Annotated in this window: 13 protein-coding genes; all 13 read right to left on the reverse strand. The window is 40.0% G+C overall.

The window, feature by feature from the left end; genetic code table 11:
- Position 1: 1 nt before the first annotated feature.
- Positions 2-3289 (reverse strand): type I restriction endonuclease subunit R, encoded by a 3288-nt coding sequence (locus I6E70_RS01865; protein ID WP_197187913.1) that lies wholly within the window; start codon positions 3287-3289, stop codon positions 2-4.
- 15 nt (positions 3290-3304) lie between these two features.
- Positions 3305-3913, reverse strand: a complete 609-nt coding sequence (locus I6E70_RS01870; RefSeq protein ID WP_197187914.1) for a histidine phosphatase family protein — start codon at positions 3911-3913, stop codon at positions 3305-3307.
- 4 nt (positions 3914-3917) lie between these two features.
- Complete coding sequence (locus I6E70_RS01875) at positions 3918-5579, reverse strand: methyltransferase (protein WP_197187915.1); 1662 nt, start codon at positions 5577-5579, stop codon at positions 3918-3920.
- The gene (locus tag I6E70_RS01880; RefSeq protein WP_197187916.1) at positions 5579-6607 is read right to left on the reverse strand and encodes a radical SAM protein; all 1029 of its coding nucleotides are present in this window, start codon (positions 6605-6607) and stop codon (positions 5579-5581) included. Before I6E70_RS01880 ends, I6E70_RS01875 begins: the two co-directional genes overlap by 1 nt.
- Positions 6604-7899: a glycosyltransferase gene (locus I6E70_RS01885; RefSeq protein WP_197187917.1), complete on the reverse strand. Its 1296-nt coding sequence runs from the start codon at positions 7897-7899 to the stop codon at positions 6604-6606. Before I6E70_RS01885 ends, I6E70_RS01880 begins: the two co-directional genes overlap by 4 nt.
- The gene (locus tag I6E70_RS01890; protein WP_197187918.1) at positions 7896-8798 is read right to left on the reverse strand and encodes an NAD-dependent epimerase/dehydratase family protein; all 903 of its coding nucleotides are present in this window, start codon (positions 8796-8798) and stop codon (positions 7896-7898) included. The genes I6E70_RS01885 and I6E70_RS01890 overlap by 4 nt, the downstream gene beginning before the upstream one ends.
- A 21-nt stretch (positions 8799-8819) precedes the next feature.
- Positions 8820-9707 (reverse strand): GIY-YIG nuclease family protein, encoded by an 888-nt coding sequence (locus I6E70_RS01895; RefSeq protein ID WP_197187919.1) that lies wholly within the window; start codon positions 9705-9707, stop codon positions 8820-8822.
- Positions 9704-10945 carry a restriction endonuclease subunit S gene (locus I6E70_RS01900; protein WP_197187920.1) on the reverse strand — a complete coding sequence of 414 codons (1242 nt, stop codon included), beginning with the start codon at positions 10943-10945 and terminating at the stop codon, positions 9704-9706. The genes I6E70_RS01895 and I6E70_RS01900 overlap by 4 nt, the downstream gene beginning before the upstream one ends.
- A complete protein-coding gene (locus tag I6E70_RS01905) occupies positions 10932-12473 on the reverse strand; it encodes a type I restriction-modification system subunit M (protein ID WP_197187921.1) in 1542 nt (513 codons plus the stop codon). Before I6E70_RS01905 ends, I6E70_RS01900 begins: the two co-directional genes overlap by 14 nt.
- A 38-nt stretch (positions 12474-12511) precedes the next feature.
- On the reverse strand, positions 12512-12670 hold the full coding sequence (locus I6E70_RS01910; protein ID WP_197187922.1) for a hypothetical protein: 159 nt from the start codon (positions 12668-12670) through the stop codon (positions 12512-12514).
- 246 nt (positions 12671-12916) lie between these two features.
- Positions 12917-13330: a hypothetical protein gene (locus I6E70_RS01915; RefSeq protein WP_024594443.1), complete on the reverse strand. Its 414-nt coding sequence runs from the start codon at positions 13328-13330 to the stop codon at positions 12917-12919.
- A gap of 2 nt (positions 13331-13332) precedes the next feature.
- On the reverse strand, positions 13333-15702 hold the full coding sequence (locus I6E70_RS01920; RefSeq protein WP_197187923.1) for an integrase: 2370 nt from the start codon (positions 15700-15702) through the stop codon (positions 13333-13335).
- Positions 15695-17266, reverse strand: a complete 1572-nt coding sequence (locus I6E70_RS01925) for a site-specific integrase (protein WP_197187924.1) — start codon at positions 17264-17266, stop codon at positions 15695-15697. Before I6E70_RS01925 ends, I6E70_RS01920 begins: the two co-directional genes overlap by 8 nt.
- Position 17267: the final 1 nt, after the last annotated feature.

Here is a 17267-nt window from a genome sequence, read left to right on the forward strand (position 1 = left end):
ATTAGCCTCTAGCTATGCCTAATCGGGTTATCTTTAACACTTCTTCAATCAGCTTTTGAGCATTATCAAGGCCAAGCTCAGCAAACAGTAATGGTAATAACTTCATGTGAATGGCATTTTCAATTTCCGCAGGGTTAATGGAATACTCAGCAACCGCATCATTCACGACGGCATCAATATTAAAAGCAAGCGATACCAATTTCTCGTTATCCAGTGCCTTTTTAGTTAAAAGTTCACTATCAAACAAATGTTTGAACAGGCCAAAATAGGCTTGAGCATGTGTGTTTAACTTGCCGGCGTCATCCACAAAGTCACTTGGAACATCAGAGACTTTGCGGTCTTTTACTTCTTGTTCAAAATCAGCGAACAAGATGTACTGCTTAACAGGGGCATCAAACATGGCTCTAGCATCGTCAATGGCCTTTTTAAGCATTTTAGAAAAGTATTCTTGTGCATAAGGATCATCAGCTAAATCTTGCTCAATCATCTTGGTGATACGACCAGTAATTTTGTCCGTTTGGTTACGAGCCTCATCATCACTCAAATCTTGCGGCTTAACGTCTTTTCCTAAGTTGCCTACCAAGTAAGCTCCGTCAGGTTCTTTTACTTCAATGCCTGCTATGTGTTTGTCGAGTAAGCTACGGATATCTTCAGCGTATTCATCGTAATTAATAGTTTCATCAGCATCTTCACGTACTTGTTTACGTAAATCTACAAAAGCTTTTAAGTCATGCTTGTATAGGTCACGCTTGTTATCGAACGACTTATCTTCAAAGTAGGTGGCTGATTGCAGCGCTACTTTCATACAGTTTGAAAATGCCGTGAGTATTGAGTAAAAGTCATCACGCTTTTTAAGGTTGGTGTCGGTAAGCTTACCACCAACCTCATGTACTTTTGGTGCTAATGCTTGGCGAAGTGCTGGGCCATCTTGCTTGTTTTTAACCCCTTCAAATATTGCCCACAAATCGCTGTGTAACCCCGGCAGTTTTTTATACTCGGTATCCATGCTGTTATATAACCCTTTCAGGTCATCTATATCAAAGCCGCCTTGGGTGCGCTCTGCAAGGTCTTGGTACTTTTCTATGGTGGTATCAAGCTCTTTTAAAATGCCACGGTAGTCAATCAGGTAGCCAAACTGTTTTTTGCTATGCAAACGGTTTACTCGGGCAATGGCTTGAATCAGGTTATGCTCTTTAAGAGGTTTGTCGATATACAGCACTGTATTTTTTGGCTCATCAAAGCCCGTTAGCAGTTTATCAACCACTATCATGATGTCTGGGCCATCGTCTCTACCAAAGTCTTCGATAATGGCTTTGGTGTAGGCTTTTTCATCCATTTTATCAACATTGGCTTTCCACCAATTTTGCACAATGTCTTTGCTTTCTTGATCAACTACATCGTGCCCCTCACGGGTATCAGGGGCCGACATTGCCACAACAGATGTCACGGTGCCAATTTTATCTAATGCCTCTTTGTAGCGTATTGCAGACGCTTTAGAGTCACAAGCTAGCTGGCCTTTTAAATCTTGGTGCTTAAAATTTTGAAAGTGGTCGGTAATATCATAGGCAATTAACATAATGCGATCGGCAGTTTGATATATTTGACCTTTTTGCGAAAACTTTCTTTTTAAATCGGTTTTTTGTTTGTCGCTCAGCTTACTGGTACTGCGATCAAACCATGCATCAATCGCCTTATCGTTAACGTTTAGCTCAGGAATACGTTCTTCATACAGCAGTGGAGTCACGGTTTTATCTTGAACCGCTTGCTGCATCGTGTAAGAGTGAATGATTTTACCAAACTTGTTTTCGGTCTTATCGTCTTTCAATAGTGGCGTACCTGTAAAGGCAACAAACGCAGCTTTAGGCAGGGTTTGCTGCATACGGATATTATTTTCACCATTCTGGCTACGGTGGCCTTCATCCACTAACACAATAATATTAGGGCTATCGTTGTAACAGTCTTTGTGTTTTATCGCAGAGCCAAACTTATTAATAATCGAGAAAATAACACGCTCGTTCCCTTGACCAATTTGCTCCGCTAAGCGCTTACCGGTTGTCGCCATCGCATCTTTTTTATCGCGGTCTGTTAATACCCCTCCGGAGGCAAAAGTACGGCTTAACTGGTCTTCTAAGTCTACTCGGTCAGTCACTATAATTACGCGGCACTGCGCTAGCTCTTCAAGCCAAATAAGCGCCTTTGATAAAAATACCATAGTAAACGACTTACCACTGCCCGTGGTATGCCAAATAACGCCGCCTTCACGCGCACCCGTGTCATCAAACGTATTAATGCGTTCTATTAATGCTTTAATGCCAAACACTTGCTGATAACGAGCAACTATTTTACCCACTTTTTTATCAAACAGCGTAAACAGTCGGGTCATATCCAATAAGCGCTCAGGGCGTAGCAAACTTACAATTAGCCTGTCTTGGTCGGTTACCGTCAGCTCTCCTGCGGCAATAAGTGACTGGTAATCTGTTTTATCTTTTGCAGGGCGATGGTTAAAGAGCGTATTTAATTGCTCATCACTCAGCGTGTGGTTTTTAAGCCTAACAAATTCCGCTTCCGGTATTTGCTCTTCTTTCCACTTTGCCCAAAATTTTTCAGGGGTGCCGCACGTTGCATACAAGCCCTCATGCCCGTTTATGGCTAACAGTAACTGACTGTAGGCATATAAATGCGGTATTTCATCCTGCTTTTGGTTACGAATTTGCTGAGAAATTGCCTCAGTATTGGTCGATTTACCCTCTTTGTTTGAATCGGGGCGTTTTGCCTCAATCACCACTAATGGCAAACCATTTACAAAACACACAATATCCGGTCTGCGGTTGCCCGTCCCCTCGGCATTTTGTACTACTAACTCTTCGGTACAATGAAAGGTATTGTTATCAATATTATGCCAATCAATAAGCTTAATAGTGGGGGATGCTTTTTTACCATCAATAAATTCAGTCACACTCACGCCATACATTAGCGCATCATAAATCTTCTCGTTAGCCGCTTTTAGCCCAAGGTTCATAGCGGGGTTCAGCTCATGCATTACCTTATCAATGGCCGCTTCTGAGAGCGTATGTTGCTTACCTGCAAACGAAAACGTTTGTTTCGCTAAAAAGGCACGCATTACAGGTAACAACACCACCTGATGGCTGCTTTTCTTATGGCTTGCTAACGTATTACCGCGCAGGGCTTCACAGTCACTTGGTGGAATAAACGTGTAGCCTAAGTTAGTCAGCAAAGTTAATGCGGGGATTTTAGAACTAAATTCTTCTTGAAATTTAATGTTTGTCATTGTGCCTAATCATCCTTAAATTGCATCGCCTACTAAGTTAGGTTTTTGCGAATAACTCACATGTATTTGGTCATCATTTAGCTTTATTTCCAAGTAACCCAAAAAGTTAGGCCAATCTTGAAGCGCTAATCGTTTGTCTCCAATACGAGCCGCTAAAGTGGCCAATATGGTGTCGTGAGTAACCCATAAATGCACTCCATCTGCTGAGTTACTTAACAGCGCTTTTATATCACTAAAAATACGTGCAACCGAATCGTTTAAATCATAAAAACCATCCCATGATTCAGTACCCGACAGCAAATGTAAATTAACGGCTTCATGGCCTTTGTTCAACCAATGTTGCCAAGCTAAGTCACCATCTTTAATAATAAAACCAGGATCGCCTAATAAGCGACACTGTTCTATATCAACAGGTTTAAAGTGAGTTGCCTGAGCTATTAGTTCGGCAGTTTGAACACATCGGCCAATAGGGCTGGTTCTAATACTCAATACTTGACCGTTTATTAGCGAAGCAAATAATTTACTCTGCTTAATACCTTCATCAGTCAGCATTACATCATTACCCACGTTATTCGGTAAAATATCGGGCCGAGCAGCATGTCTTACTATGAGTATTCTTTTCATTTGTTTATGTCCGTATTAACTTCATTACAGTTACTAAGCCATCGTTCTTAATAACCGAATCAATGCAAAGCCCTGCTTTTTTAAATAGCGCTTCAAATTGGCTTTGCGTCCTTTCTTGTCCACCTGTCACTGTGAGTAAATGTAAATCGCAGAGAGAGCCACCAAAGCCGTACTCATCAAGTAACATTTCAAACACATAAATTGCACCATTATTTTGTAATGCATCAGCTGCATTTAAAAGAATTTGCAAAGCATCTGCATCGTTCCAGTCATGAAGCACGCGCGCCAACATTATTTTATTTGCTTTAACAGGCCATGTTTCAAAAAGGTCAAAGGCTACCTTCTTGCTGAAGTCACTAGAATCAATAACACCTTGTAGGTCACCCAAAATCACATCTGAAGAGGGAGACTTATTGAGAATAAGCTGTGCCAATAAACCATTGCCTCCCGCAGCATCAAAAACAACATCCTCTTTTTCAATATCTAAATAACAAACAAGTTCTTTATAGTCTTTTAATGCGTAGCTGCGCAGCATATTATGATGCCTTTCAGTATGCTCCTTAGACAAACTCACTTGTTTAAAAATGTCATCATTTTCAATTTCCTCTTGCATTAATTGCGTGAGGTTGTGCCACCTTTGCATTAACTCACCACGATACTCTATCGCAGCGCTCGCAAGCGACATAGCGTGGTTAGTTGTTAAAAAAGCACCTTTGGGTAATACATGCCAAATGTGTTGTTCGCATTTTACCAACCCTAACTCCCCTAAGGCATTCAACAGGCGAGTTAACCGTTTTTCTAACGTGTTTGTGTGTATGGCTAACTGGGCTGTATCGTTAGGTAAGTAGTCAAATACTTTTAAATCAGCGGCAGCTGCAATAGTAAAGGTTCGCCAGTAACCAACCATATCAGCAGATAAAGATCCAAAGTCATCACTCTTTGCAGCTCTAAGCTCTCTAACTACATCGACTTGTTCGTTAATAATTTGCAGAGCGCCAAAATGCGTTTCAACACGCGAAAACCCATTATAAAACGGTTCAACACTTGCGTAGCGCTGTGCGTAAATAGGTTTGCCACTTTTATCAATGTGATGCCAACCTTCATCACTTTTTGCTCTTGCAAACCCCTTATGAAAAACATCCAAGTCTAAAAACCAGTATGAATGAATAAACCGACCTTGCTTATCAATGTGCGTACTCAGGCCATTTTCAGCCTGAACAACGGCAATACCTTCTCTAAAGTCTCCGCAGTAATGCCACTTATTTTCGTAAAGAGGTTGGCCCGATTTATCAATATGAAAGTAAAAACCGTCCTTATCACATACCACAGCAATGTTTTGTTGATAATTACCAACAAAGGCGTAGCGCTGTGCATAGACTGCAAAGCCATTTGGCAATATATGAAAGCAATCATCGTTTTCTACCACAGCGGCTAAGCCACAGTAAAAACCAAAAGTACGATTAAATTTGTGCGGGTAGATTGCTTCGCCTGTTTCGTTTATGTGCCACGCTTGGCTATTTAAACAAACAGGCGCAACTTGATAGGCGTTGTCTATGTCATGAAATGATAAAACTTCATCAAAGCGTACAGGGTAAGCTGGGGTGCCATCAGCAAAAGTGTGGTATCTACCATCATCCGAAACAGAGAGTTTAGCTAATATACTCATTACACGCGCCTCATAGTGCACTGCTTACACAAAGGGTGATCTTGATATGTATTCATCAACTCAACATACTGCTCACTCTGTGCTAATTCTGAGAGTGGCGACTCCGCAACCGAGCCAAATTCCCCTAATGATTTACGCTCTTGATCAGGCGCACAACACACATTAAAACGACCCGATGGATCAATCCAAATTTCTTTACCTAAAAACGGGCAGTGACCATTCGGTGCGATATCGTCTAAATTATCTATGTGTAACTCAGAAAAATTATCTAGCTTAAAAGGTCTGATTGCGGTTTTATTATGTAATTCCACATGCTCATGGCAATACTTAACTATTTGATTCCAACGCTCTGCAAACACAATATCGTTACGTAAATTCTCGGTTGCTATTTCATCAAAGTGCGCCCATAACTGGTGACCCTTTATGCGGTCAAACCCTAGTGCAATAGCAAGGTCAACCATTTGAGGAATTTCCTCTAAGTTGCTGCGTAAGAACGTTAACTGCATTGTTATTGAACAATAATGACGCTCGGCCCAGCTATCCCTAACGGCAATAAAACGTTTTGCATTTTCAATATGTTCGCTTAATTGAGCACCAAGCATAATGTTACTGTGGGTGGCGTCGGTAGCCCCATTCCACGAAATTTTTACATCACTACCAATAGGTACAATACGATTAGCCCAGTATTCAACATTGTGGTGTTTATCGGGGCTTGGGAAGGTGCCATTAGTCGTTAAATTTAACGATAACCCCAACTCATGGCATAAATCTAAAAACACATCAAAATGTGGATAAAGTAAAGGTTCTCCCATTGTTGAGGGGATCACTTCTTTAATGCCCATTGCAGCCGCATCGCGGATCACCTGCTCAAGCATCACTCTATCCATATTAGGGCGCAATCGTCCTTGCTGCTTACGCAATTTAGGGCTATCAGAATAAGGCGAATGATCCTCACACATAACACAGTTTAAATTACAGGTATCAGGGTTAGTGTCTAAGGTAATGCGCCAAAAATCAGTTTCCCTCACTGCATTAACTCCTTGTAGCAAGCTTCTAAATCAATAATATGCTGGTCTATACATGGAATTTCGCCATCATTACTAAATGCATAACCCTTTTCACCAAGTTGTCTTGCATACTGTGGATCATCAACAAACACCTGCATTTTTTCAGCAAGCGCATCAACATTTCTATGCTCATAGGTCAGACCATTTACGCCATCTATAACGTACTCACCCATACCGCCATCGTTAGCTGTAATCACAGGTACTCTAGACTGTTGCGCTTCATGTATCACGAGCGGAGAATTTTCAACCCAAACCGAAGGCGTTACAATCGCATCGGTTTTGCTAAATACATCAACAGCAATGTGTTGGTTTTTATACTCTGGCATCCACTGAATACTGTTTTGTTTTTCGAGTGGTAATGTGGCTGCAATTGCACGCAAAGCACGTGAATCTTGCCCTCTATCTCGGCCCCAAATACGTAAAATGGCATCGCCTTTTATCTTGCCAAATGCCTCAATTAACTGGTGAATACCCTTAGCTGGAATATGTGTACCAATATAGCCAAAGGTAAAAGGTTCGCCTTCATTACGTACACGGCCTAACATACGAGAACGATCAAAACCGTAATCTAAGTAAATGCTTCTATCGGTTGGTAAACCAAAGTCTTTTTCGTAGCGGTTTTTTAAATATTTGGCAGGCGAGATAAACAGGTCAACCTGCTCAACAACCTCTTTTACGTGGCGCATTCTGCGTTCAACCCAGTTTTCCCAATAAGCAATATCTTGGTCTAGCTCTTCTTTATCACCCGAAAAGTAACGGGCATAACATTGTGTGGCACATTTTTTATTTTCTTGTCCGTCACATGCAGCCCAAAGGTTATCGTCATCCGAATGCATTTGCATAAACTGCCCACGTGGGCACATCAACCAGTAATCGTGCAACGTATAAACAACAGGAATATTGCGTATTTTGGCTTCAAACACCAAAGAGGTCGATAAATGATTTAAATGGCCAATATGCACAATATCAGGGCAATATTCATCTAATAGCTCAGCAAATTTTTGGTCAATAATCGCTAAGCGATATCTATCTCTGTGGCGTGGGTTATTAACAAGGTGTAATGCAATTTCAGGCACATCAGCATCGTGGCTAATTCTTATGTCGCCATCTGGTCTGAATGCATCTTCTTCACGGGTAAATACACGAACTTCGTGGCCTTTTTTAACCAATCCATGACAAATAGTTTGAGAATAAACTTCAGAACCCGCGTTATACAACATAGGGTAGCCATGTATTACTTTTAATATTTTCACGAATGCGCTCCTAATTTTAATTTTTTATTATATGCGTCAACTAACCTTGCAATCCCTTGTTCAGGCAAAACACTCGCGTGCCAACCTAGTAGTGATTTAGCACGAGACGGGTCGCCAATAAAGCGAGCCACATCGTAAGCACGAGACGCTGCCTCAACAATAGTTGAAGAGCTATTGGCGGCTTTAATAGCCATTTGTGCCGCTTGTTTTAAGGTTGTGCCATGCCCGGGTAATAAATGAATGGGTGGCAATTGTTTTTCACCTTCACTCAGCAATGTTATGGCTTTGAGTAAACCCGCTACGGTGTCATCTACATGGGTAAAATCAAATAAATGCTCAAAGCCATCAACCCGTAAATCAACGCCTAAGGCGGCATTTCTGCTAAATGCAGGTAATACTCTATCTTCATGATCAAGCGTGCAGCCATACACGTTAGCTAACCTTACAATAGCGGTATTAATACCTGCACTTCGTGCGCTTAGAGCGGCATCTTCCATGTAAAGCTTAGAGCGCCCATAAATATTAACGGGTACTAAAGGCATGGTTTCTGTGACGGGTAAAATTTTTGGTTCGCCATAAACCTCGCGGCTACTGGCAACCAGTACCCAAGGCTTATGTGTACTGTTTGCCGCTAATTTAAGAAGTTGTTCACTAGCCAATGCATTAGTTTGCCAGCACTTTTCGGGATCGTTCTGCGCCCACACAACGCGCGAAACAGCCGCTAAATGTATTACGCCACAGCATTCATTGAGTGCTTGGCTTAACTGCCATGTATTACAAATATCACCTGTTCCATCAGCAATATCAAAACCAACTACTTCATAACCTAGTTGAGATAATAGGGGAGATAAATGACGGCCAATCAACCCTAAGTGGCCTGTCATTAATATTTTATTCATTAATTCTTAATCCTTTATTGCCTAATTAATATTACTTGCCTGTTCATTGGCTGATTCTAGTGTACGACCTTGATGATCATGGAGTGTAATGCCTAGCTCTGTTTTCCAGTCAACCCAACCATTAGAACTGGCTAATAGCAAAAACATCGAAGCACCGCTCGGTGTAGGGAATAAATAATCACGTTGAAATACAAAGCGGCCGTTTTTCTCTGCTATAACGCCTTTAGTTAATAACTGGTCACGCTTATCATAAAACCGTTGTTCAGTTTTGCGCTTCGTGGTCATGGGAGCGGAAGAGCCTTTTAGTACCACCATACCCTCGTTGGTGTAAATGCCTTTGGCATCAACGCTAGTGCGACTGCATAAAAAAACTTGTTCGGTTTTGGTAGGTGATACCTCTGTTAGTGGTTCAAAAATGGGGTAGCCAAGGGTGGCTAACAACAAGCTACCAATTTCATGAATTTCATCACAATCGGCTTTAAGCGGAATAGGTGTGTAAGGCTTTTGCCCACCGTTACCATTAAGCAGTTCATAGCGTTGGCAGTGTTTGGCTTTTTCTATCGACAGTGATTCTAAATACAGCACATGGGTTTGGGTTAAGTTATTGGTGAGCGACACTAATACAAGTGCACGCTCCCAATCTTTCTTTTCGTCTTTGTAATGCTGCATCAATCGGCTACCGACATCGCCCGACTGACCTATATATAATTCATCTTTGCTATCGCCAGAAACTAAGAAATAAAGCCCAACTTGTTTGGCTTCTGGCATTTTTAAAAATTCAGCAATATCACTACGAGGCACTTCAATTAAGCGAATAATAGACGTGGTTTGCTCAGCAATGCGAATACCCGCAGGATCGCCTGTAGGTAAAAATATTTGAATAGTGCGAGGGCGTTTTTGTGAAATCATGCAACCTCCTTGTCGTCCACTTTAACTCTGCGCTTGCCTGTTAAAAGTTGCTGCATTAGAGCTTTCTTTTCTTGCTTCAAGTCAGCAAGCTGTTGTTCTAGTAGTTCGATTTCTTGGTCGGCACTGGTGAGGATAGCGGCAATTTTCACCTGCTCTACTAATGGAGGTAATTGAACCAAACAGTGACTTATTTCACCTAAGTTTATTTTCTTTGGGAAGGCTACATGAATTGTTCGTTTCCATAATTCTCTGTGAAAATCTTTAGAATTAATGTAATAAGTTAGATAGTTGGAATCGAATTGCACATTAGACTTAAAAAGAGCCAAACTAACATAAAAAGAAGCTTGTACATCCCAAGTCAAACACTTGGCTGTTCCAATATCTCCGATCCTTGTCATCAATATATCGTTTCTTTCTAGCTTCACTCGTTTGTTCTCTTTTTCAAATACGTCTTCAGAAATAAACTTTGTACGTGAGAAATCATTGCGTGTTAAGTGCTCAACACTATAAAAGGGAACTCCTTCCTCTACATACTTTGGTGTACTGTGTGTACCATCATAGATCTTGGTGAGTTGACCAACTTCAATCTCTTTCCACTCTCCCTCAAACGGTTTACCTGAATCATCAAGTAGGCGCTTTTTGCCTGTGAGCAGTTGTTGCATTAAGGCTTTTTTCTGCTGCTTGCTGTTGTCGATTAGGCGCTCGGTGGTGCTAATCGCTTTATCCCAAGTTTCAAGGATATTGGCGATTTTTTGTTGTTCACCAATTTCAGGGAGGTAGATTTTTAACTTTCTAACATCTTCTTTCGTTATTGTTTTAGTCGCAGAGCCACTTGCAAATGATTTGACATAAAACTCGTGGAACTTTAAGTAACTATAAATAAAGAATGAATTCGCTAATTGTTTATTGATTCGAATTAAGAATAAATTCATCCCCAATGATACTGGTTTTTTAATTTCAGGCATGAAGTAGCATGCACCAGCATCAGCGATTTTATTCATAACAATGTCACCAGCATAAACCTTAGACTTTTTAAGATAATTGTATGCTGATTCAGTTATGTAATTAAGATTTTCATAAAAGTTATTCTGAGAGAAATTAGTCGTTCTAATCATCACTGCATAATTTTCAGAAGGTAATAACTCCACATTTTCTTTTAATTTTTCATATGATCCATTTGCATGATAATCAGTTAAAGTTTCAATAATGTTTCCGAGTTTCTCGTTAGTTATTCTCATAACCCAACTCCTTTAAGTAGCCATCCATTTCTGCTTCAAGCGTATTGAGTTCATTTTTCAGCGCAACTCGCTCATTGCGTACTGCTACTAAATCAATGTCGGCTTCTTCTTCAAAAGTATCAACATAACGTGGGATATTGAGGTTAAAGTCGTTTTCTTTAATCTCATCAAATGTTGCTAGATAAGCGTATTTATCAACACTCTCGCGGGCTTTATAGGTGTCGATTATTTTTTGAATGTTCTCTGGTGTTATCTGGTTTTGGTTTTTACCTGATTTAAATTCTCGGCTAGCATCAATGAATAACACATTATTGTCAGTTTTTTGTTTTTTAAACAATAATATGGCTGCTGGAATACCTGTACCAAAAAATAACTTTTCTGGTAAACCAATAACAGTATCAAGTAGGTTTTCTTCTATTAACTGTTGACGAATTTTTCCTTCAGATGATGCTCTAAATAACACGCCATGTGGTACTACTACGCCCATTCGACCGCCTTTTCCTGACGAATCAGCAGGTTTAAGAGTTTCAATCATGTGGCTGATGAAAGCATAGTCACCTTTGGTTTTTGGTGGTACGCCTCGTCTAAAACGACCATAAGGGTCGCTGCTAGCATCTTCATGACCCCACTTATCTAGACTGAACGGTGGGTTGGCTGTGACGATGTCAAAGTGTAATAAGCCTGTACCGTCTTTATCTAGCAACTGAGGATTACGAATCGTGTCACCCCATTCAATGCGGTGGTTGTCTTCACCATGCAGGAACATGTTCATTTTAGCGAGTGCCCATGTTGAACCAATCGCTTCTTGCCCAAATAATGCGTATTTTTTAGAGCCTGAGTTTTTACGCACCATAGCGCCACATTTTAAAAGCAGCGAGCCACTGCCTGTACATGGGTCACATATTTGATCGCCCTCAACTGGTTCTAAAACGGTAGCTAAAAGAGTTGATACCTCAGGCGGGGTGTAGTATTCGCCAGCGGTAGCGCCACTGCCAGCAGCAAAGTGTTTAATAAGGTATTCGTAGGCATTACCGATGATATCTAAGCTGCCGACACGCTCTGTGCTTAGGTTTAAAATGTCTTTACCAAAGTCTTCTAACAAGTGGCGCAGTAAATCGTTCTTTTGTTTTTCTTGGCCTAATCGGTCAGTGTTAAAGCTGATGTCTTGAAATACATTTTTAAGCTTGCTGCCGTTAGCTTCTTCTAGTGCGTGTAAGGCTTTATCAATGCGCTCACCGTTGCCTGCTTCATAACGCTTTTCGTATAAGTCCCAAAAGCTAGCGCCATCGGGTAACACAAAGCGCTGCTTAGCCATCATTGCATCTACTAGAGCTTTATTATTTCCGAATTGCTGAACTAACTTAGCGTGTTCGTCTTTGTATACATCAGAGATGTATTTTAAAAACAGCATAGTGAGGATGAAGTCTTTATAGGTATCGGCACTGATCACACCTCGGAAAGTGTCGCAGGCATTCCACACCGCTTTGTTAATATCGTCCTGATTGATTTGATTTATAGTTGTTGCCATAGTCGTGAAATACCTTAGTTTAGTTAATTATAAACATCTTAATTCAATAATTTTAATGCAATGCTTATTTGTTCTTTATCTTTATTTTTAATCAGCTGCATCATTGCAGCTCGTTCTTTTAAAGCACACTTATGCATATCTGCGATAAGTTGTTGGTCTTTAATATCCAACAGCTTGATTGGGGTGTTTTCTAGCACTTGCCTACGCACACTTAAATGCAACGACCCCTCAGCTGTAGAGCTAAAATAGCGTTGAGGTAGTAATTGATTTAACTGCCAACAAATAAATTCGGACTTAACTCTTATCAAAAAGAAGTGGGGGAGTTAGTCCAAATTGAAATTATTTTAAAACAACTAGATTTCATTATGCTATCTCAGACATAAAGCACCAATTCCAGTGTATAAAACCTAACCTTAACAAAGAATAGAATATACCTAAATTACCTAATTATCTTTGGTAGGCAATGGCTGATTTAGTTGTTCAGGCGTAACTCCGTGTATGTGTGCATTATAAAGCCATGTATGAAATTGCTCTAATAATCGATTATTTTCAGCTTCAAGCCTTTCGTTTCTTCGCTTTAAAGAATCTAATCTTTCAGCTGCTATTTTTAGGCTTGGCGGTAATGACTGAGTTACATTTTTAACCTTACTGGTGTTACCAGAAACAATTGCTTTGACCTCAGTGAAAGCTGTCTTTATTCGCGACTGCTTTGACAATGTTTGTCTTGTTGTTTTGAGTTTGTAGTCATGCTCAACAGCCTCGATCAAAGAATCCCATGTTAATCTTGAGTCTGTAGGCCAATCATCAAGTAGTTCCACCACGTTTTTGATATCTTCATCTGTCAGGTGCTTAGCCATAGTTAATCCTCGGGGAAGTATAATTCATTCATTTCATCTAAGTCTTCAAAGGAAATGTCATCATAAGCCGAAGGGCTAGGTAGGGTGTCGATTGAAAGGTTACTCCTAATCATTTCATCAACCGATATTTTCTGAGCTTGTTTAGTACGTTGATAATTAATGATATTAGGTAGCCTTTTTCTGCCATTTATATCCATAGCTCGGTCTAATAAAGATGCATTGTTCAAATTTGTTAGTTTTATTAGTGAGCCATCTTCTATATTCGGATCTTCAAACATGCTAATTAATTCTTTGGCCCGCTCAACCGTAAGTGCTCTGCTTTCATAAAACCGTAATGCACCTTGCACCCCATCATCTACAGCCTTCTTGTCCATTTTTAAAAGCTTTTCTTCTTTTTTGAGACGCTGACGGACCCTCTCGCACTTATCATCATCACCTTTTACACATACTTGTTCATCACAATTAAGACAATCACGATATTTAGTACAGGGTTCTGATATATATGATGCTATACACATGCCAAACTCTGTTGTATGAGCAGTTAAGGACGCTTTAGTATTGAGTTCCTGAATGGTTCTGGCAGTCGCGATTAATAGCTGAACTTGATTTTTTTCATTTTTCGGTTGAGTCGTCATCTCATTTGAAGCAAGTTCTCTCTCGCGACTTTCTATAAAGTCTTCGCCGTACTCTTCATAAGTTGTATGATCATAGTATCGGTTATGAGCAGGATCACTTCGCATTGCCCATTTAGCACGCATTTCTCCATCCATTCCGTTAACGGCTGCCATTGTGTCCAGCATATGTCGTAACTGGTGTGAAGTAATGACTAAATCCCCATATTCCCAACGCTGGAATATAGAATGTACTCCTGAAGCTAGTTCACCTGTTGTTCTATTTTTTTTCTTAGTCGGTGCTAAGTCCTCATTTAGTGTATTAATAGTCGGGATCTGTAGCTCAGTATAAATAGTTGCTCTTCTTGATTCTAAACTGTTAGAAAAACTAGCATAAAGAGATTGCGACCACTTAACTTTAATACCATCACCATTGCTAAATGGAATATACGGAAATCCATCAGGCAAGCTATCGCGAATAATCTTATTTAAATCAACAAGATTTACAGTATAATCCTTGCGCGCAATACCTCTTTTTGTGAGGATCTGATTGCGAGCGGTACGCATATTTTTTCGTTTATGGCTATCACTTGTGTCACCATAAATTGATAAATCTAAGCCTAAGGCTAATGCAGCCTCATTCATAGTTAATAATTGTTCTTCTGGCACATTTGGGCACAATTTATGACGAGGAAAACTTGAAGAGTCTTCTAGCATTTTTGCAAAATTTCGAGCATCTTTTGACTGCTCCTGTAGTCTTGCTATAGCTTGTTCTACTACTTGATACATAACGGTAGGCAGCCATTTATTTTCGTACCCATAACCTTTTCCTGAGTACCACTTAATGCCTTTAACAATAATCTTCGTGTCCCAGTCAATTTTAATATCGTCAGGATTACTTGGCTCAGCTAGAACACTTCCATTTCCACTATCAATGTTTAATGCTTGTTTCGACTGGCTTTTTGCTTTTTTAATTTCTTCTAGAATTAGCGTTTTAACTTCCTCTTCAGATAGTCCTAGCTCTATCGCTTTCTTTGCATTCATTGGAGTGCATTCGATACAGCTATCTAGAAGATAAAGAGGTTCAGAGCCACGGTTGGGTGCTGAAAATAATAGTGCCATTGTCGATGTGGTAAATATATCTCTAGGGCTTAGTTCTTCCATCTTAAATGAAGTTACTCTGGCTAACGCCATCAAAGCATCTTCATCTGGCATCTTCTTTTGTCTAGCATCATCATCATCAACAGCCTGATGAGTAGGTTTGAGTATTGGGTTTTTCCATGAAAAACGCGAAATAAGGTTGTGCTCAATTAAAAACTTTAATAGGTTAGCTAGCCCTCGTCCAGCTTGATATGAAGCCCCCTTACCCAGTGCTTTTCTTGCAGCTTCAGCTGCATTATTGAAGTCGTTAACTGTAAGCTTTGTAACATTAATATCTACTAGAGCACTTGTATCTGTTCGGCTTGCATGAATAGCCCTTAATGCTTTGAATCTATTATCTACAGCTGACTTACCCCCACCGCCATAAACAATATATGCTTTAGCAAACGGCATAAATGAGGGATCGAAAAGCTGCTCTGTCATTCGCTTACGACTATTAGCTCCAAATATTGTGAAGTTTCCGACTTTATCCCAATAATTACTTTCATAGTCATACTTCTCATTCAACGGTGGGAGTTTTCTACAGAATGCAAGAAACTCATTTAAATTATTCTCATGCTCAAGTTCGTGTTTAGGTTTAAAAATAAAAACTTCAGGCATTATTGTACTCACGACATTTCTCAATTACTTGGCAAACAGCCAAGATAGCACGATCATTAATTGTTACGATTTGCATATCCCCACCTGTATCCTTTTTTATACGCTCCCTCTCTTCAACTAACCACTCAAGAACTAGATGATGGGGAGCATTAGCCCATGGTTTAAATTTAGTGCAGAGATAACAAGCTATGGGCGCATAATCTTGGCAAAAAGCGTTTGTACCACAGGAGCCAATATCGCAGTCCTTATCACGGCATGGAATGCGTGCTGCTCCAGGATTTATACCATTCGCTTCATCTTCATCGGCTACTATCTGACCAGCAAATGCGGAAGCATACTTAGCTAATGATTGGTTCATGATTTTCGAAACTGCAATGGCAAATTCAGGTATATTTTTAACATACACTCCTACATTCTGGGTATTAGAATGATCAAGTACCCGAGCTATTGTAAGAACGCCAGCACCTTCTCTTGCGGCCCTCGTGCCCATAGAGTAACGAAAGCGATATCCTGTAGAATGTAGAGGCTCTCCAGTACGTTCACTTATTACATTAAGCCTTTTTATAGCTCTTCTTAGATTTGAAGATAGATCGATATTTTTTATGTGCAGTAATTCAGATTTTAAAAAAGAAAAAAGTAGCTCTGAACTGAGATGCTTCATTTCCTTAATTACATCGTGAGCGATAAATAAGGGTAACTCCCCTTTTTGCTCATCCGTCAATTTGCGACCTAGTATCTTTTCAATAAGTTTAGTTTGCTCTTTGATATGTTTTTCTATCACTCGACCAATTTCGATGGTAAACGCAAAGGGGGTCAAAGAACCTCTGAATTTTTCTCCTGTTTGCTTAGCCCTTGGTATATTACCGATATAAGTGGATATAGAAGAGTGAGTATTGCTCCAAAAAAAATCTTTATGCTTAGTAGAAGCTAATTGGTCAGGGCGTCGACCTGAAGCTTTGAATAATGTGATAGTCATATACTCTTCAAGACTCAGCTTTCCTTCAGCATATTTATGGGCTGCATGATGGCCTATCGCATCAAACTCCAAATCACTATAAGGCCCTGTTTCAGGATCGAGAGTCAGCACAGGTATGCCTTTATCGTTTCCACCGATACGCCAGCCATCAATCAGCTTAAAAATTGATTCATCTATATGGGAAGCTAAGCCCAAAAATCGCATTTTCTTAATGAAGCAGCGAACTTGTGACACGTAAACCTTAAATTTATTGGATTTCGCCCCATTTTTAGCTAAGTTATAGAAAGTCACTAAACCAAGCTCAGTAAAATCTCTAAGGCCTGTATTCTGTTGGTATGCGTTTAAAGAAGTGACCAAAGATTTTGTATAGCCCGCCGAAAAATTCTCAGCAAAATACACTACCGTTTCATGAATATCTTCGCGTAAAAGTGCTTCAAAAATACCTATACACGCTACATTAATCGTTATATTTCGGCTAAGAATCCAAGTATCATCAAGATAGTCAAATTCAAAGTTATTAAATGATACAGCTTTTGTTGTTTTGCTCTTTTTAGCAAAAAAACTTTGGTTCTCAAAATTATATTCCAAT

The sequence above is a fragment of the Pseudoalteromonas sp. NGC95 genome, assembly GCF_015864705.1.
Lineage (GTDB): Bacteria > Pseudomonadota > Gammaproteobacteria > Enterobacterales > Alteromonadaceae > Pseudoalteromonas > Pseudoalteromonas arctica.